The organism is Streptosporangium carneum (genome assembly GCF_027922005.1).
Classification (GTDB): domain Bacteria; phylum Actinomycetota; class Actinomycetes; order Streptosporangiales; family Streptosporangiaceae; genus Streptosporangium; species Streptosporangium carneum.
Genome location: NZ_BSEV01000006.1, coordinates 18,933 through 36,584 on the forward strand (window position 1 = coordinate 18,933; position 17,652 = coordinate 36,584).

Below are 17,652 nucleotides of genomic sequence, written 5' to 3' on the forward strand. Positions count from 1 at the left end.
CACAGACCACATGTCGAAGGGGAAAATCATGCTCAACGGCAAGACGATCGCCTTCCTGGTCGCGCCCGAGGGGGTCGAACAGGTCGAGCTCACCGAGCCGTGGAAGGCCGTCCAGCAGGCGGGAGGCACCCCGAGGCTGGTCTCGACCCAACCGGGCGAGGTCCAGGCGTTCAACCACCTCGACAAGGGTGAGCGTTTCCCGGTGGACACGACGGTCGAGGAGGTGTCGGTGGCCGACTTCGACGGGCTCGTGCTGCCGGGAGGAGTCGTCAACCCCGACTTCCTCAGGACCGACCCCGGCGCAGTCCGGTTCACCAAGGAGTTCTTCGAGGCGGGCAAGCCCGTCGCCGCCATCTGTCACGGGCCGTGGACCCTGGTCGAGGCGGACGTCGTCCGCGGCCGCACGGTCACCTCGTGGCCCAGCGTCAGGACGGACCTGCGCAACGCCGGAGCGAACTGGGAGGACAGAGAGGTGGTCGTCTGCACGGCGGGCCCCAACACCCTGGTCACCAGCCGCAAACCCGATGATCTCAAGGCCTTCGACCAGGCCGTGGTGGACGCCTTCGCCGCCTAGCCCTGCACCGGGAACGGGCGGTGCGGGTGGTGCGAGGCGCGAAGCGTGAGAAGCGGCGGCCTCTGCTCGGTTAGGACGACCAGAGTGGGGCAGGGCTCTAAAGGTCAACTGCGAAGGAGGCACTGTGGAGGCCACAATCGCGCTACGTCTTCCGCGAGACGCCGCGAGCGTTCCCGTCATCAGGCAACTGCTGGACGCGTCACTGCGCGCGCTGGGAGTTGAGCCACAGATTCGCGAGGACATCCTGCTCATGCTCTCCGAGGCGTGCTCGAACGTGATCCAGCACGCGACGCCGAGTGACGACTACATGGTGAGCACCGAGCTGTTCCGCGACCGTTGCGTCATCAAAGTGGTGGACGCGGGAAACGGCTTCGACTTCACGGGAGCGCGTTCCCCGTCCCCCACCTCGGAGCACGGCCGCGGCCTGCTCATCATGAAGGCCCTGGCCGACGACATCCGCTTCGTCAACCGGCACGAGCGGGGCTCGATCGTCTGCCTGGAGAAGACCCTGCGCTTCGTGGAGGACGCTCCGGGACTGTCGCTCCTGCTCAACGAGGAACACGAGGGGGAGGGAGAACGTCACGCCTCCGGCAGGACGACGCAGAACGAGCCGCACATCGGTGATCACACACGGGTCGGCGAGCACGTGAAGGTCAGGTGAGCGAAGGCCTCCCGCGTGTCTCCGACGGTCTCACGGCCCCGGCCTGACCGGGGCCCGGGAGTCCGGGCCGCGGACGGAGGCGTCCGTCGCCCCGGCGCTCCTTCCCGTACCGGCGCTCCTTCCGCGCCTGGCGGCCCGGCCTCGTCGGCGGACGGTCGACACGGCGAGCGCCGCCAGGGCGACGAGGACGACCACGGAGACGAGGAGTGCCGCCAGCCCGAGGAGACCAAGAACGATCATGATGCTGACGAGCTCGCTGATCAACTGCCGCACCGCAGAGCTTTGCCCGGATTATTACTGGCTACACCGCATTCCAGCGAGCCAGCTTCAGCGCGAGATGGAGTTCTAACCTGTCGGCTCCGTCCTTCAGGCTCCGCCCGGTGGCCTGCTCGATCCTGGCCAGGCGGTAGTAGAGGCTGGTGCGGTGCAGGTGGAGCAGCCTGGCGGTCTCCTGCGCGTCTCCGCCGCTGTCCAGATAGACCTCCAGCGTGACGGTGAGGGCGGGGTGCTCGCGCAGCGGGCCGAGAGGCGTGGCCGACGGCTCGGCGAGCAGCCGGTAGACGCCCAGTTCGGGCCAGCGGGCGACCGGTCCGAGCGCCGGTTCGGCCACCGCCGCCCTGGCCGCGGCGACCGCCTCCCGGTAGGCCTCCCCAACCGATCCGAGCCCGGCGTGCACCGCGCTCACCCCCGCCCCGCCCCCGGTGCGCGCGATCAGCCGCTCTCCCAGCGCGGCCGCGTCCTCGCCTCCGTTCAGCAGCAGCACGGCATGCCGGTCGAGGACGGCGAAGGCGGTGGGACGCCGCATCCGGGAGAGTTCCTCCCCCACCGCCCTGCCCAGGTCCTCGCGGTCGCCGCGCAGGGCCAGCAGGCGCAGCGGCCTGTCGCCGAGCACCCCTGCGGCCCGCTCCACGGTGATCCCTCCGACGAGGAGCCTGCGCAGCGTGCCCGAGCCACCGCCGTCGTCGAGCAGGGCGGCGATGGCGGCGGCGTCCCGTACGGCCCTCGCCTCCTCCTCCGGACTCAGCGGGCCCTCGCCCTCGATGATCCAGAGCAGGCCGACACGCCTTTCCTGGTGGATCAGGGGCACACAGAGCCGGGCCGCCATGCCCAGCGCCGGGTTGGCGGGCACCCTGACCGGCACCCGGATCGTGGCCACGCCGTGAGCCTCCTGCCAGGCTCTCACCTCCGAGGGGACGGAGCGGGACAGGATGGCCTGAGCCCGGACCCGGTCGACCTCGCCGTGGTGGACGCTGTGCGCGACGACCTGGCCCTCGGAGTCGTCCACGGCCATGCCCCGCCCGACGGCCACGGCCAGGGAGTCGAGAAGATCCTGGACATCATCGCCGATCATCACCGAATCCTACAGATGTATGAAAGATCTCCGCTGGGCAGACGATGACGGGTTATGACGCGGGCCGTAGCGTCGCATCCGTCGCCTCGCGAAAGGAACCGGCGTGGAGGAACGCAGTCGAGTCGCCCCGTGGGCGCCGCCCAGGGCGCAGCGGCGGCTGGTGGAACTCGAGTCCGAGACGGACGGTCTGGGACTGAACGAGATCGTCCGGCTGGTCGACGCGGTGCTCGCGGAGCACAGGGGCAGGCTCGACGAGGACGGCGTCGTGCTCTACGCGGGCACCAACACGATGAGCGAACGCGCCAGGGCCGCCCACGAGGTGTCGCTGGGCAGCCGCCCCTCCATGGGGTGGCCGGGCGACAAGTTCCAGACAGGCCTGGACGAGCTCGACATGCTGGAGGTGCTCGCCCCCCTCCAGGTCGCGGCCCTGATGGGCGGCGAGTTCGCCGAGGTCAGGCTGCAGAGCGCGACGCTGGCGAACCTGGCCTGCTACACCGCGTTCGCCAGGCCCGGCGACACGATCGCGGTGCTGCCCGAGGCCGCGGGCGGCCATGCCAGCCATCACGCTCAGGGGGCGGCCGGGATCAGGGGCCTGCGGGTGGTCGACCTGCCCTACGACGCGGACCTGTTCGGCATCGACCACGACGCGCTGCCCGGGTTCCTTCACGAGCACCGGCCCGCCCTGGTGGTGATCGGAGCGAGCCTGATGCTGTTCCCGCACGACGTCGCGCGGGTCAGGGCCGCGTGCGACGAGGTCGGGGCGGTGCTGGTCTACGACGCCTCGCACATGGCCGGGCTGATCGCGGGCGGCCGTTTCCAGCGACCGCTGGAGGAGGGCGCCCACCTGGTGACCATGTCGACCTACAAGTCCTTCGGCGGCCCGCCGGGCGCCGCCGTCGTGACCCGCGACGAGGAGCTCGCGCGCCGGGTCTCGGCTGCCGCCTACCCGGGACTGACCGCCAACTACGACGCCTCCCGGCTGGCTCCGCTGGCCGTCACGGCCGCCGAGCACGCCGCGAACGGCCCCGCCTACGCCGACGCCTGCGTCGCGAACGCCAAGGCGCTGGCCGCCGCGCTGGCCGCGCAGGGGTTCGCCGTCGCGGCGCCCCACCTGGGCTGGACGGTCTCCCACCACGTCGCGGTCGACGCCGCCGCGTTCGGCGGCGGGGACCGGGCGGCCCGGCTGCTGGCCGAGGGCGGCGTCTACCTCAGCGGCATCGGCCTGCCCGACCAGGCTCCCGGCGAGGCGATGCGAGGACTGCGGATCGGTACCCAGGAGGTGACCCGTCGCGGGTTCACCCCCGATAGCATGCTCGAGGTCGCGGCGCTGATGCGCGGACTGCTGATCGACGGCCGGGATCCGGCCAAGGTCCTGCAAGAGGCGGTCGCGCTACGCCGCTCGACCCAATGATCTCGGACCGGCCCGCGACCCCCTGGGGTTCGCCCCTGGCGGGCCGGTCCGGGCCGCCCTCTTGTCCGCTTCGCCGTGTCCTCCGTCCCCGCGCCGGCGTCCTCACCCCCCGCTCTAATCCCCGCTCTCCGGCTCTTCGAGCGTCGGAGCGCGTCGGGCGGCTCAGCCGATCCAGACCGTCTTGAGGTTGCAGAACTCGCGGATGCCGTGCGCGGACAACTCCCTGCCGTACCCGGAGTTCTTGACGCCGCCGAACGGCAGCTGGGGATACGAGACCACCATGCCGTTGACGAAGACCATTCCGGCCTCCAGGTCGGCGACGAAGCGCTCCTGCTCGATCTCGTCCTTGGTCCAGGCGTTCGAACCGAGCCCGAAGGAGGTGCTGTTGGCCAGGGCGATGGCCTCGTCGATGTCCTGGACCCGGTACAGCGAGGCCACGGGACCGAACGCCTCCTCCCTGAACAGTCTCATCTCCGGGGTGACGCCCGCCAGCACGGTCGGCTCGTAGAACCAGCCCGGCCTGTCGGGGCTCACCCCGCCGCACAGCACCCGCGCGCCGCGCCCGACCGCGTCGGCGACCAGTTTCTCCAGGTCGTCGAGGCCCTGCTCGGTGGCGAGCGGCCCCACGTCGGTGGAGTCCTCCATGGGGTCTCCCACCCGCAGCGACTCCATGCGCTCCACGAAGCGGCCGGCGAACTCGTCGTACACGTCGGCGTGCACGATGAACCGCTTCGCCGCGATGCAGGACTGGCCGTTGTTCTGCACCCTCGCGGTGACGGCGGTGGAGACGGCGCCCTCGATGTCGGCGGACGGCATCACGACGTAGGGGTCGGAGCCGCCGAGCTCCAGGACCGTCTTCTTGACCTCGCCGCCCGCGATCGAGGCGACGGAGCGGCCCGCGGGCTCGGAGCCGGTCAGCGTGGCGGCGACCACGCGCTCGTCCCTCAGCAGCCGCTCGACCTGCGCCGAACCGATCAGCAGGGTCTGGAAGCAGCCTGGGGGGAAGCCCGCCCTGGTGAACAGCTCGCCCAGGTAGAGAGCGGTCTGCGGCACGTTCGACGAGTGCTTGAGCAGTCCCACGTTGCCCGCCATCAGCGCGGGCGCGGCGAAGCGGATCACCTGCCAGAGGGGGAAGTTCCACGGCATCACCGCGAGCACGGGCCCCAGCGGCTGGTAGCGCGCGTAGGCGTGTCGCGCCCCGACGGCCCGCGCGTCCGCGGGCTCGTCCGCCAGGAACTCCTCCGCGTGGTCGGCGTAGTAGCGCATCCCTGTCACGCACTTGGTCGCCTCGGCGCGGGCCGCGGCCAGCGTCTTGCCCATCTCGGTGGTCATGAGCCTGGCCACCTCCTCCCGCTCGCTCTCGAGCAGGTCGGCCGCGGCGCGCATCCAGGACGCCCGTTGCTTGAAGTCGGCGTTCCGGTAGGTTCTGAACTCGGAGGCGGCGCGCGCGAGCCGCTCCTCCACCTCCTGGTCGCTCAGCGGTTCGAAGGTCTTCAGAGTCTCACCGGTGGCCGGGTTGATCGTCGCGATCGCCATCAGTACCTCCTCGACGGCCGCCGCCCTCGGACGGCGAGCCGGTCGGAATCGAGAGCTGCCGGACGGGGCGGGCACGGCCGCCTCTCACCGCGCCGGTCGCGATGCGAGCGGGGAACCGCGGAGATCGACGCCCTGCTCCCCCTCCACCCCATATCCCCTCAGGCCCCGGGGAAACGGAAAGGAACCGGGAACCTGGACGGCCCGCCGCCGGGGAGAGCCCCCACGCGGAAGAGACGGCGCGAACCGGGGACGGCACCGAAAAGACCCCTTTGACCTGGAAAGACAGGAAATCGGCAGCCGTGGTGAGGAATGTTGGGAGGTGCCGGATTGGGTACGGCCACCTCATGACGACCCTATTTCGGGAGCTGAGACCATGAACGCCGAACGCGGCAGCGCCAAGCACGGCCCGCGAGTGGACGAGGAGCGCAAGCACGAGGTCGAGGGGACCGTACGCGGCGGCGGTCCGACCCACGCGGAGGAGTGGCGGGACCGCGAACCCATCCGGGACGCCGACGACGAACTGACGCCCAGGAGATACCCTCCGGGCCACGAACCGGGCAGCCCGGAGGGGATCACCCCCGGCGACGTCGAACGCCGCAGCACTCTGGCGAAGTGGCTGAGCGACGCGCGATGGCCGGCGGACCGCGACGAGCTCCTCGCGCACGCCGAGGAGAAGATGGCCCCGGACAGTCTCGTGGCGAGCCTGCGCGACCTGCCGGACGGGGAATTCCGCAACGCGGGCGAGGTCGCCAGAGCCCTCGGCCTCGGATCGGAGCGCCGCCGCCGGTAGCGGCGGGATTCAGAGGCCGACCTCGATGACGACCTTGCCGACCGCCCCCGCCTCGACCGCCGCGTGGGCGTCGGCCGCGCGTTCCAGAGGGAAGCGGACGATCGGCAGACCCGCCTGCTCCCCCGCCCTCAGCGCGCCCGCCGCGACGGCGGCGGAGACGTCCTCGACGGCGGCCAGCTTGGCCCCCTCGGGAACGGTGTAGACCAGGACGCCCTGGTAGCGGAGGTTGCCCGTCGCGACCGGCCCCATCGGCAGGCGCAGCTCGGCGGGGCCGCCGTCCACGGCGTAGACGGCGACGGTTCCCGTGGGGGCGAGGACCGCGAGGTCGAGCTCGGCGTTCACCACCGGGGCGACCTCGACGACGAGGTCGACACCGCCGGGAGCGACGCCCCTGATCTCGGCCGCCGCGTCCCCGGTTCGGTAGTTCACGACGTGGCGGGCTCCCGCCGCGCGCGCCAGCTCGGCCTTCTCCGGGCCGCTGACGGTGGCGACCACCGTGGCGCCCGCCCATCCGGCGAGTTGGATCGCGGCGTTGCCGACCGCGCCCGCCCCGCCCGCGACGAGGACGGTGCGGCCCTCCAGACTGCCCGGGGCCAGCCGCCCCGTCGTGCCCTCCGCCACGGTGAGGCAGCGGTGCGCGGTCAGCGCAGGGATTCCGAGCGCGGCCCCCACCTCGAACGACGCCTCCTCCGGCAGCCGTACGGCCTGCCGGACGGGCAGCACCACGAACTCCTGGGCGGTGCCGTCCTTGCGCTGCCAGGCCGCCTCCCAGATCCAGACACGGTCGCCGGGCCTCAGCTCGTCGACCCCCTCGCCGACCGCGTCGACGACCCCGGAGCCGTCCTGGCCGGGCACCACCTCGGGGAAGGGCGGCTTGCCGTCGGCGCTGTCCGCGCGGTACTTCCAGTCGCTCGGGTTGACCGCCGACAGGACCACCCGGACCCGTACCTCGCCGGGGCCGGGTTCGGGAACGGGCCTGTCGACCAGACGCAGGACCTCGGGACCACCGGTCTCGGTGTAGATGATCGCCTTCATGTCGAAAAGAAAGATCCCGTCCGCCCGCCCTATTCCCCGTATTTCCTACTCTCTATGTCCGCGCTCCCTCCGTTCGTGGACCGGGTCCTGCCGGAACCAGTCCTGTCAGAACTGGTCGGCCGCGAACGGGGCCAGCGGGGTGGCGAGGGCCGCGTCAAGGCGTTCCGCCGTACCGGGGGTGTGCTCGACGGCGAGCCCCGCGGCGACGAGCCGTCGCACCGGCGTGTCACCGAGGTAGGCGGAGGCCAGATCGCGTACGGCGAGCGTCAGGTCGGGCGCCGCGTCGACGCGGCGGCATGAGGCGCCGTCCCGTCCCGCCCGCAGGCTCCAGCGGCCGTGATTGGCGGGTATCCGCTCGTCGCGCACCTCGAGGACGGCCTCGACGTCCCGCGCCCAGCCTCGCCGGGTGAGGGCGGACTCCAGGTCGACCAGCCGCAGCCACAGCGCGGGCCATGTCCGCGTCACGACCACCTGGTCGGGGTCGGCGGCCAGCAGCGGCAGCGGGTCGTCGACGGGACGCGCCCAGCAGGAGATCCGCCTGGTCAGGTCGACGGACGCCAGGTAGCGCCAGAGCGCGGCCTCCGCCTCCACCGTGTCGGCCTCCAGCTCCACGACCTGCACGACGCCGGGAACCCCGACGCTGTCGTCGCCCTGTTTCGAGCGGTAGACCGCGTATCCGCGGGGCTCCTCGCCGAGCACGACGACCCGGGGGGCCGTGAGGTCCTCGTCCTCCTCGTCGACCCGGGGAAGCACCGACTCGGCCCACCACTGCTCGTCCCGCAGGAACTGGCCCGCGCGGCGCGCGGTGGCCCTGCCGTACAGCGGACCGACGACCTTCGCCGCGTCCGCGGGGGAGATCAGCCTGAGGGGCCCCGGATCGGGTTCGACACGCAGGCCGAGCGGCCGGTCGGTGGCGACCTCCATGCTGATCGCCCTGGTGGCGGCGCCGAAGCCGAACCGCCCGTAGATCGCCGCCTCGGAGACGTACAACGCGGCCAGGGGCTCGCCGCGTTCGGCCGTGTCGGACCAGAGCCGGTCCATCATGGCGGTCAGCACGCCCCGCCTGCGGTGGGTCGGCAGGACGGCGACGAAGGTGACGCCCGAGCATCCCAGGGTGCCGCCCGGCACGGAGACGCCGAGCGGCAGACAGGCCATGAAACCGACCAGCCGGTCTCCGTCGTAGGCGCCGACGCGATGGGCGAGCAGGAAACGCCAGCGGCGCTCCTCGCGCTCCCCCGCGTCGGTCCGCTGGTGGAAGACGATGTCACTGAGCTCGAAGACCTGCTCGATGTCGGACTCCGGCACTGGGCGGACCTCAATCGTGATCATCTGTCCGACCATATCCACCCCGCCGGATCCGGCAAAGCGATTAACGTCGCATGACCGGTCAACGCCGACGCGGGCGGTGAACACGGCTGTGTCCGCCGTGTTCACCGCCCGCGTCGACCGGCCAGGCGGGTCCCGGTCGAGGCCTGTCGGCCCACCCCCCGGTGCCGGGACCCGCCTCCCCCTCCGGCCGGTCAGCCCCTGATGCCGGAGGAGCGGAAAAGCTTGACAGCGAATGTGACCACGACGGCGACAAGGCCGATGATCAGAGCCCACTTGAGCAGCCCGAAGACGAAGCCGAGAAGCGAGCCGAGCAGGAAGAAGGCGAGCACCACGGCCGCCACGATCAGAAGAATCCGTCCCATGGCTCCACGCTACGTGCCGGTACGGCCCCGCGGCAGGGGCAGGAGAGGAAGTCAGGGTCAAGCCAGGGTCTCCCCTCAGGGACACCCCTGACTCCTGCCCCTCCGCTGCCCCTCCGCTTGACGGCGGGCCCGGTCCCCGCCTGTGAGGCGGCGAAAAGATCTCGGTTACGGCGGGGCCGCCCATGACCTCGGGTTCTCTGCCAAACTTCCGGGGTGATCCCGTCGTTTTCCGCCCTGTCCGTTGTCCGGCGTCCCACCGTGCCCGATCTCCGGCGGGGCTTCGGACCGCCCGTCCCGGCCACGCGCCCCGCCCGCCCGCGCGGGGCGGTATCCCCCGTGACTGCGGGGTAGGGCTCACCCATGACGGCCATGAGCTTCACCGGGCGGTTCACCGGGCGAATCGCGGCGGCGTGGGAGCGGGCCCGCCGCCGCCATGGCTGGCTCGACCACCTGGCGCGCGCGGGCACGCGTTACGACCAGGTGGACGGCGGACGCCTGTCGGCCGCGCTCACCTACTACTCCTTCTTCGCCCTGTTCGCGCTCGGTCTCCTCGGTTTCGCGATCATCGGGCACGTTCTGGACACTCCGGAGGTGCTGCTCGCCGTACAGGACTACCTGAGCGCGAACTTCCCCCGCCTCGACGTGGCGGCTCTGCGCGACGCGCAGAGCACGGCCGGGGTGATCGCCCTCGTCGGCCTGCCGCTGACCGGCCTGTTCTGGATGGACACGCTGCGCTCGGCGATCAGGGCGATCTGGCGCCTCGAGCAGTACCCCGGCAACTTCTTGGCGCGCCAGCTCATCGATCTGGGCGTGCTGGCCGGGCTCGGGCTGCTGCTCTCCGTGACGCTCGCCATGGCGTTCGTCACCGGAGAGGTGCTGAACTGGCTGGTGGCCCACACCCTGGGCGCCCACGACGCCCCGTCCAGGTGGCTGTTGTCGACCGCCGCGTTCCTGATCGGCCTCGGGGTCAACACCCTGCTGGCGATCGCCCTGCTGAGCGCGCCCCCTCGGCTGCGGCTGCCGCTGCGCCGGGTGCTCGGCCCCGCCCTGCTCATCACCGTCGGCCTGGAGATCCTCAAGACCCTCGGCCAGCTCTACATCGGCATGACCGCGGCCAACCCCGCCTACCAGGTCGTGGCGGGCGCGGCCGCGCTGCTGGTCTTCCTGAAGGCCCTCAACCAGCTCGTCCTGTTCGCCGCCGCGCTGACCGCGACCGGCAGGAGCGGCAGGATCGTGGATCTGACCACGGGAAAGGCCATGCTCTCTCCGCCGCCAGGCAGCGGGGCCGCCGGCTCGCCCGCGCCCTGACACGGACCGGCGCGGGCGCGGGCGCGGGAGACGACCGGCCGACCGGTCCGCGCGGCGAGGTCAGCTCCGCCGGGGGCGGGGCCTGCGGAGCAGGAAGAACGCGCCGACCATGCACAGCAGTCCGACTCCGAGCCCGGATCCGCCGACGACGAGGTAGGTGGAGTCGATGGGCGGGTGCGTGACGGGCGAGCCGGTCGGACCGCCGCCGAGATACTTCTTCCCCTTGTACGGCACGGCCTTGGCCGCCGGGGGCGAGCTCGCGGCCCGCACGGCCGCGGCCGCGTCGACGACCCCGTGGCCGAGGAGTGTCGTGTATCCCGCGGGCGGTTTCACGGCGGTGTCGACAAGGATGTCGCGAACCTGTCTGAGGGTCAGCCTGGGGTTGCGTGACAGCATCAGGGCCACCGTGCCCGCGGTCAGCGCCGCCGCGGGCGAGGTGCCGCTGCCCGCGCTGTAGCCGCCCGTGTTGCGGGCCGCGTAGATGTCGACGCCGGGGGCGGCGACCGTGGTGTAGGTGTGCACCTGGGAGAACTCCGCCCGCCCCCCGTCGGGCGCGGAGGCGGCGACCCCGATCACGGCGGGGAAGGCCGCGGGGTAGGACACCCTGTTGTTGGCGTCGGTGGCGAGGACGTCCGTCGAGCCGCCGTTGCCGGAGCTGGCCACCAGAACGACGCCCTTGCTGGCCGCGTAGTCGACGGCGGCCGCGGTGTCCTCCTCGTATCCCGCCCACGACCACTCGTCGGTGCCGAGGGACATCGAGATGACCTTGGCGCCCTTGTCCACCGCGTAGCGGATGCCCTTGGCCAGCGCGTTGCCTCTCTTGCGGTTCTCCTCCTGGCTTTCCTTGTCGCCTTTCTCCGCCGCCTCCTCCGCCCGCCTGCGGGCGGGGTCCTCGTGGTCCCAGATGACCCGCACGGACAGCACGCGCGCCTGCGGGGCGACCGCGAGAACGCTGGAGGCCATGGCGGTGCCGTGCTCTCCCCAGTAAGGCTGGCCGGGTTTCGCTCCGCCGCCGATGAAATCGGGGCCCGAGCTCACCCTGCCCCTGAACGCGGGGTGGCCGCGCACGACGCCGGTGTCCAGCACGGCGACCGTGACGCCCCTGCCCTGGGCCAGGCGTTGCGCCGCGGGCACCTTCATGACCCGCATCTCCCAGCCGTGCGGCGCTTCGGCCAGCGCGGGCGTCGCCGCACCCGTGAGAAGGGCCGCGGACAGGAAGGCCGCGGTCAGCGTCCGGCGTGTCATGCCCGCGCCTTTCCCGCCTCGGCGGCCAGGCGCGCGGCCAGTGTCCTGGCGAGGCCGGTCGCCGTTTCCGCCCATGGCTCGAGGTCCTCCAGTTGCTGAAGCTCCCGTCGCCCCCACGTGCCGGGCAGCCTGCCGGCTCTGCGGCCGTCCGCGGGACCCGAGGTGACCACGACGAACAGCGGGGCGTCGACGGCGTAGACGTGACCGCCCCCGCTTCCCGCGCGGAAGGCGTCCTTCCACTGCAGGCCGGGGGCGGCGAGGGCGTGAACCGCCTGGTCGGCCCCGCGCTTTTCGCGCTGGGTCTCCCTGACCATCATGTCGAGGTCGTTTCTGTCCTCCTCCTCGGAGAACGCGACGACGGCGGCTGTGGCCGCCGTGCCTCCGGTCGGGTCGAGGTAGGTGGCCCGCAGCGCCGCCACGCAACCGCGTTCGGCGGCCGTCGCGGCGAGGTCACCCGACAGCGCCGCCTCGCAGGAGGTGTCCTGGGAGATCGCGACCCTGGTCCAGCCGCGTTCGGCGCTGACCTTGCTGTCGGGGTCGCGCACCCCGATGGAGGCGGGGAAGAGCGTCTCGACGGGCAGGTTGCGCCACAGGTTCCGGACATATGTCCTGTCGGTGATCTCCTGCCTGCTGTTGGAGACCGCCTGGGCCACGATCCCCGCGCCGCCCAGCGCCGCCAGCAGCCCGAACCCGCCGACGATGACCCCGCCGACGATTCGCCCCGCTCCGCGCGGGGGTCGCGCGGGCGGGGCCGGGGGCTGCGGTGGCGGATACGCCTGCTGGGCGGGCGGCTGGTGCCGTCCGGGCGGGGGCCCGGCGGGCGGATGCCCCTGCCACGGGTAGGACTGCGGAGGGTACGGCTGCGGCGGGTAGGGCTGCTCCTGGTGCGGCGACTGGAACCGTTGCGGAGGCCCCTGCGGCGGGGAGGGCCGCGGGGGGTAGGACTGTGACGGATGGACCGGCCCCTGGTGGGGCCACTGCGGCTGGGGAGGAGGCTGCCAGGCCCCGTCCGGCACAGGGTGAGGCCCCGCACCCGGACCTCCGGCAGGAGGCTGACTCCTGGGTGGGGGGTAGGTCATCGTCGCTCCTGTCGCACATCCGGTGGATCAAGGTTCAGAACGCGCGCCTCGCCACCACGGTTCCTCTTGACCGTGTTTGACCCTACAGACCCATGATTCACATTAGATGTCCAGAACCAGGCGGCATGAGCAACCGGGCCAGGCGCGACGCCCGGATCGGAGCGCATGTTCATCCATAAGTGATTGATGGGGCACGCATTGTTATCTACGATCACCGCATGGAGATCCCTACCGAACCAATCGGCAGCATCCCCCGGCCTCCCGCTCTGCTGGCGGCGCTGGCCGCGCACTCCGAAGGCCGGATAGGCGACGACGAGCTGGCGGCCCGGCAGGCCGAGGCCGTCGCCGACACGATCGCACGGCTGGAGCGGACCGGTTCCCCGGTCCTGGTCGACGGCGAGCAGTCGAAGCCCAGTTTCGCCACCTACCCGATCGCCGCTCTGGAAGGCCTCAGTCCCGACGGCGCGGTCATCCCCTTCGCCGACGGGCACACCCGGCAGCTGCCCCGTCTCACCTCGGGGCCGTTCCGCTACGCCGTGCACGCGGAGACCTACCTCAGGCAGGCCCGCGACCACACCCGGTCGCCGGTCAAGCAGGCGGTCATCGCCCCGTCGGCGCTGAGCCTGCTCTATCCGGCCGAGGGCATCGAGGACTACCCGCGCAAGGCCTTCCTCGACGACCTGGTCGCCGAGGCGGAGGCCGACATCCGCGGCTGCCTGGACGCCGGAGCGCACGTGGTGCAGCTCGACTTCACCGAGGGGCGTCTTTCCCTCAAACTCGACCCCAGCGGCGGCCTGCTCGAGGAGTTCGTCACGCTCAACAACCAGGTGCTGGAGCGCTTCAGCCCGGCCGAGCGGGCCAGGATCGGCGTGCACACCTGTCCCGGCGGCGACCAGGACTCCACCCACAGTCTCGACGTCGACTACGCGGGCCTTCTGCCGAGCCTTCTCAGGCTCCAGGTGGGAAACTTCTACGTCCAGCTCGCCGGCGAGCCCGATCCCGACCGGGTGCTGAGCCTCATCGGCGACCGTCTTCCTGCCGAGGCCAGGGTCTTCGTCGGGGTCACCGATCCGATCAACCCGGAGATCGAGACCCCGGAGCAGGTGCGCGACCGGGTGCTGGCCGCCGCCCGCCACATTCCCGCCGACCGGCTGGGGACCTGTGACGACTGCGGGTTCTCCCCCTTCGCGGACGACACCTCCACCTCCCGCGAGACCGCGTTCGCCAAGATCACCGCCCGGGTGCGGGGGACCGCGCTCGCCACCCAGGCTCTGGGCCTCTGACGCCCGGGGGGCGTCGCCGGATCGTACGGCGACGCCCCGCCCGCGGCGGCCGCGGCGCGCCGTCAGACCTGACGCCGACGAGGCGGACGTCAACGGATGAGGCGCAGCGGTGACAGAGTGCTCACCCGTTCCCGAGCGGAGGCCCGGGTCCTTCGGATCGCCGCGCCCTCTGCGTACGGTGGAGCCCATGACCGCATACGTGATCGCGAAGGTGCAGTTGACCGGCAGCGCCGAGGAGGTGGCGGAGTACCGCTCCAAGGTCCCGGCGACCCTGGAGCCGTACGGCGGCCGCTATCTCGCACGAGGGGAAGCCGACGCCCTCGAGGGCGACTCCGCACCCGGCCGGGTCGTCATCATCGAGTTCCCGAGCGTCGAGGCCGCCCACGCGTGGAACGACTCCGCCGAGTACCGGCTGATCGCCCCCCTGCGGATCCGCAACACCGACAGCGAACGCCTGATCGTCGCCGGGGAGTGACCCCGTGCCCCGGACGCAGCGCCCTGACACGGCGCCCCGGACGCCGCGCCTCCGACACCGGGTCCCGGACACGGCGCGGGTGACGCCGTGGCCGTGGCCACGGCGTCACCCGGTCACCGGTCGAGGTCAGCCGAGCGCGGCACGACCGCCGACGACGGGGAGTTCGACCGAGCTGCCGCCCGGATCGACCGAGACCTTGGTCCCCGCGGGCAGGCGGAGGGTGTAGTCGCGGTCGGTGGAGATGAGCACGACGCCGAGGCGGTGACCGGCCTTGACGACGTAGTCGCTGGGCTGGAGGTCGACGTCGAAGTCGTAGAACCGGCCCTCGCGGAGCAGATCGGTCCTCGAGTCGGAGACGCGGTTGCGGACGTCCAGCCAGCCCCTGGTGATGATCTTGTAAGGGGCGGTCACCGTGACGTGCTCGGCCAGGCGGGTGCAGCCGGTGTCGCCCGGAACGCCCTGGCCGTAGCAGACCGGGGTCTCGCCGAAGACGACGTCGCCGTAGGCACGGGCGTCGGTGCCGTAGTCGACCAGCAGCGCCGTCAGGTACGGTGAGCGCCCTCCCGCGAAGGCGGCCCTGACCGAGACGCTCGGCGTTCCGGAGAGGCGGGCCTCCCTGACCAGGGGGGCCGACAGGTAGGCCAGGCGGTTGGGGTCGGTGGCGGCGACGTTCTCCGCGAGCTGTTCGGCGGTGCGGGCGCTCTGGTCGGTGAAGGACTCGACGACGTGGCCGCGCCTGCGCTCCCCGCCCAGGGTGCCGTTGCCGCCGTCCTTGCCCGCGGCGAGACCCAGCCGCACGTCACGGGTGCCGGGCAGCGGCCACGAGGCGTGCTGGGCCCACTGGCCGGGACCCGACTCCACGTCCGCCTGCGGCTCGTTCAGGATGCCGTTGCGCAGGCCGTACAGGTGGTAGTCGAACCAGCGGTGCAGCTGGCGCAGCCACTCGGCGTTGCGCTGGGCGAAGGAGAAGGGGTTGAAGTGGGGCCCCTGATGCAGCCAGATCTTGCGCGGCACACCCTGGCGGGCGAGGGCGTTCCACCACTGGACGGTCTGCTTGGTCTTGACGTTCCAGTCGTTGAGCCCGGCGACCGCGAAGACGGAGGCGCGGACCTTGCGCACGTCCCTGAGGTAGTTGCGCTGGTCCCAGTAGGCGGAGTAGTCACCGGTCACCCGGTCCTGGTCGCGTTCGAGCCCCTTGATCAGCTCGCCGCAGGCCTGTTCGGCGTTCTGCCTGGTGAGGACGAACTTGGCCAGGATGTCGGTGTCCTCACCCTGGTAGCCGCCGGGGGCCAGCACGCCGCCGTTGGCCCGGTAGTAGTCGTACCAGGAGGAGATGGCGGCGATCGGCACGATGGTCTTGAGTCCCTTGACCCCGGTCGCGGCGACGGCGTTGGCGAGCGTGCCGTTGTAGGAGACGCCGATCATGCCGACGTTCCCCGTGGACCAGTCCGCCCGGACCTGCTTTCCTGCGGCGTCGAACGCCCTGGCCCTGCCGTTGAGCCAGTCGATCGCGGCCTTCGGACCGGCGGTCTCGTTCGCCAGGCCGCTCGTCGGGCAGCCGGTCGCCCGTCCCGAGCCGAGGTTCTCCACCAGCACGACGGCGTAGCCGCGCGGGACGAAGTAGTTGTCGTAGTAACCGCGGAAGGGCGGCGCGATCGCGCGGGAGGCGTTCGAGGGCTCCTCGACGCCGAAGATCGCCTCACGCAGGTCGTTGTACTTGTTGCGGTACTCCATGCCCGCGGGGTCGGAGCCGTCGAGGTCGACCACGTGGTTGGGCACGTCGTTGGTGCCCGCGTAGTACGGGCTGGACTCCATGATGACCGGGACCTTCAGCCCGGACGCGGTCTCCTTGGGCCGCATGATGTCGACGGCGACCCGGTCCGGACTGCCGTCACGGTCGCTGTCGACTCCGGCGACCTCGACGAACACGGTCTCGGTGAGGGCGTCGGCGCGCGAATAGACCGGCTGGGTCTCCTCGTTCTCGATCGGGGCGACCGCGGATCCCGCGGCCGCGACAGGCAGGGCGCCGGGGGGCAGGGCGACCGCCAGTGCGATGAGGACTGTCTTCCACCTGTTCATCGAGGGGGACTCCCGAAGGGTCGATGAAGATGACAACAGTTGTCAATGTCCTGCACGACGAACTTCACTTGCAAGATCCGGGAGGTAACGAATTCGGTTGCCGTCTCGGACTATCTCGAGTTGCGGGCGAGCTCCAGCGCGTAGGAGTGGAACCACGTCCCCGCCGCGGGCTCTCCCCGGTGGCACTCGCCGTCGGACTCGCCTGGCCGCTTGACCCACAGGAAGGCCTCGACCCGTTCGCGGCCCGTCTTCGTGGTCGGCTCGGCGCCCAGCGCCCTGCCCGCCGGGTTGCACCACGCGTCGTCGCCCCGCGCGTCACGGGGCGGGCCGTTGCCGTTGCGCGAGGTGTCGATCACGTACGGCGCGCCGCCGAGCGCGTCGGAGAGCTTCCCCGCGACGGCGACGCTCTCCTCGGTGGTGAAGAAGTTGCTGACGTTGAAGGCGAAGCCGTCGGCGGTCGCGACCCCGGCCCTCCGCATCGGGTCGACCCAGTCGCCCGGGTTCCTGATCCATCCCGCGTTGCCCGCGTCGAGGTAGACCTTCGTTCCCGGCTTCTTCTTCAGTTCCTCGACGGCTCCCCTGAGCAGGTCGAGCCGTTCGGCCGCCTTGCCGCCCTTGGTGCAGTTGTCCAGGATGTGGGCGAGCGCGTCCGGTTCGAGGACCACCCAGGCAGGCCTGTCGCCGATGCCCTCGGCGAACCGGCGGATCCAGGCGCGGTACTCCTCGGCGCTCGCGGCGCCGCCGGCGGAGAACTGGCCGCAGTCCCGGTCGGGAATGTGGTAGGCCACCAGGAGCGGCACCTGGCCCGCGCGCCGCGCCCTGTCCGTGATCTCGGCGACCCTGGCCCTCGGGTCGGGGTCGCCGATCCAGACGGCGGTCGGCCGGTCCGCGATCCTGCGGATCAGCGCCGCCTCCTCGGCCTTGCCCTCCCGCAGCAGCCTGCGGACCTCCTGGGCCGCCGCCCCCTGTCCGTCGACGTAGAACCGGATCGCCGCGGGATCCGGGGAGCCCGCCGAGGGAGCCGGTCCCGCGGTCCGGTCGGGCCCCCCCGACGGGGCGGGGTCACCCGTGCAGGCCGTCATCATGATGACGAGCGCCAGCGCGGCGGCGACACGGCCGTACCTGTTCATCGAT

General features: G+C 71.8%; 17 protein-coding genes. 7 read left to right on the forward strand and 10 right to left on the reverse strand.

Annotation, left to right across the window (positions count from 1 at the left end; translation table 11 throughout):
- The first annotated feature begins 10 nt into the window (after positions 1-10).
- Positions 11-574 (forward strand): type 1 glutamine amidotransferase domain-containing protein, encoded by a 564-nt coding sequence (locus PKF00_RS15285; protein WP_271218171.1) that lies wholly within the window; start codon positions 11-13, stop codon positions 572-574.
- A 124-nt stretch (positions 575-698) separates the two neighbouring features.
- Positions 699-1,235 carry an ATP-binding protein gene (locus PKF00_RS15290; protein ID WP_271218172.1) on the forward strand — a complete coding sequence of 179 codons (537 nt, stop codon included), beginning with the start codon at positions 699-701 and terminating at the stop codon, positions 1,233-1,235.
- A 30-nt stretch (positions 1,236-1,265) separates the two neighbouring features.
- Here the strand turns inward: PKF00_RS15290 and PKF00_RS15295 are convergent, their stop codons facing one another.
- Entirely contained in the window at positions 1,266-1,508 is a 243-nt protein-coding gene (locus tag PKF00_RS15295; protein ID WP_271218173.1) for a hypothetical protein, read from the reverse strand.
- 28 nt (positions 1,509-1,536) lie between these two features.
- Positions 1,537-2,586, reverse strand: a complete 1,050-nt coding sequence (locus tag PKF00_RS15300) for a PucR family transcriptional regulator (protein ID WP_271218174.1) — start codon at positions 2,584-2,586, stop codon at positions 1,537-1,539.
- Positions 2,587-2,689: 103 nt separating this feature from the next.
- Between PKF00_RS15300 and glyA the strand changes: the two genes are divergently transcribed.
- Positions 2,690-3,997 (forward strand): serine hydroxymethyltransferase, encoded by a 1,308-nt coding sequence (glyA, locus tag PKF00_RS15305; RefSeq protein WP_271218175.1) that lies wholly within the window; start codon positions 2,690-2,692, stop codon positions 3,995-3,997.
- A gap of 162 nt (positions 3,998-4,159) precedes the next feature.
- On the opposite strand, the gene PKF00_RS15310 is transcribed toward glyA, so the two are convergent.
- Positions 4,160-5,533, reverse strand: a complete 1,374-nt coding sequence (locus tag PKF00_RS15310; protein WP_271218176.1) for an NADP-dependent succinic semialdehyde dehydrogenase — start codon at positions 5,531-5,533, stop codon at positions 4,160-4,162.
- A 373-nt stretch (positions 5,534-5,906) separates the two neighbouring features.
- Here PKF00_RS15310 and PKF00_RS15315 point away from each other — a divergent pair, with 373 nt between their 5' ends.
- A complete protein-coding gene (locus PKF00_RS15315) occupies positions 5,907-6,323 on the forward strand; it encodes a DUF2795 domain-containing protein (protein ID WP_271218177.1) in 417 nt (138 codons plus the stop codon).
- A gap of 9 nt (positions 6,324-6,332) precedes the next feature.
- Here the strand turns inward: PKF00_RS15315 and PKF00_RS15320 are convergent, their stop codons facing one another.
- The 3 genes from PKF00_RS15320 to PKF00_RS15330 all read right to left on the reverse strand — a co-directional run bounded on the left by PKF00_RS15320 (position 6,333) and on the right by PKF00_RS15330 (position 9,049).
- Positions 6,333-7,358, reverse strand: a complete 1,026-nt coding sequence (locus PKF00_RS15320; RefSeq protein WP_271218178.1) for an NADPH:quinone reductase — start codon at positions 7,356-7,358, stop codon at positions 6,333-6,335.
- A gap of 105 nt (positions 7,359-7,463) precedes the next feature.
- Positions 7,464-8,687, reverse strand: coding sequence for a GNAT family N-acetyltransferase (locus PKF00_RS15325; protein ID WP_271218179.1), 1,224 nt, complete (start codon positions 8,685-8,687; stop codon positions 7,464-7,466).
- A 191-nt stretch (positions 8,688-8,878) separates the two neighbouring features.
- Positions 8,879-9,049, reverse strand: coding sequence for a hypothetical protein (locus tag PKF00_RS15330; protein ID WP_271218180.1), 171 nt, complete (start codon positions 9,047-9,049; stop codon positions 8,879-8,881).
- Between the two features lie 360 nt (positions 9,050-9,409).
- Here PKF00_RS15330 and PKF00_RS15335 point away from each other — a divergent pair, with 360 nt between their 5' ends.
- Positions 9,410-10,357, forward strand: a complete 948-nt coding sequence (locus PKF00_RS15335) for a YihY/virulence factor BrkB family protein (RefSeq protein ID WP_271218181.1) — start codon at positions 9,410-9,412, stop codon at positions 10,355-10,357.
- 60 nt (positions 10,358-10,417) lie between these two features.
- On the opposite strand, the gene PKF00_RS15340 is transcribed toward PKF00_RS15335, so the two are convergent.
- Positions 10,418-11,602 (reverse strand): S8 family peptidase, encoded by a 1,185-nt coding sequence (locus tag PKF00_RS15340; RefSeq protein ID WP_271218182.1) that lies wholly within the window; start codon positions 11,600-11,602, stop codon positions 10,418-10,420.
- On the reverse strand, positions 11,599-12,681 hold the full coding sequence (locus PKF00_RS15345) for a hypothetical protein (RefSeq protein ID WP_271218183.1): 1,083 nt from the start codon (positions 12,679-12,681) through the stop codon (positions 11,599-11,601). The genes PKF00_RS15340 and PKF00_RS15345 overlap by 4 nt, the downstream gene beginning before the upstream one ends.
- Before the next feature lie 218 nt (positions 12,682-12,899).
- On the opposite strand from PKF00_RS15345, the gene PKF00_RS15350 reads away from it, so the two are divergent.
- Complete coding sequence (locus PKF00_RS15350) at positions 12,900-13,964, forward strand: cobalamin-independent methionine synthase II family protein (RefSeq protein ID WP_271218184.1); 1,065 nt, start codon at positions 12,900-12,902, stop codon at positions 13,962-13,964.
- Positions 13,965-14,151: 187 nt separating this feature from the next.
- Complete coding sequence (locus tag PKF00_RS15355; RefSeq protein ID WP_271218185.1) at positions 14,152-14,439, forward strand: DUF1330 domain-containing protein; 288 nt, start codon at positions 14,152-14,154, stop codon at positions 14,437-14,439.
- Between the two features lie 126 nt (positions 14,440-14,565).
- Here PKF00_RS15355 and PKF00_RS15360 read toward each other — a convergent pair whose 3' ends face one another.
- A complete protein-coding gene (locus PKF00_RS15360; RefSeq protein ID WP_271218186.1) occupies positions 14,566-16,518 on the reverse strand; it encodes a Xaa-Pro dipeptidyl-peptidase in 1,953 nt (650 codons plus the stop codon).
- A 110-nt stretch (positions 16,519-16,628) separates the two neighbouring features.
- A complete protein-coding gene (locus tag PKF00_RS15365; RefSeq protein ID WP_271218187.1) occupies positions 16,629-17,648 on the reverse strand; it encodes a glycoside hydrolase family 6 protein in 1,020 nt (339 codons plus the stop codon).
- Positions 17,649-17,652 lie beyond the last annotated feature (4 nt).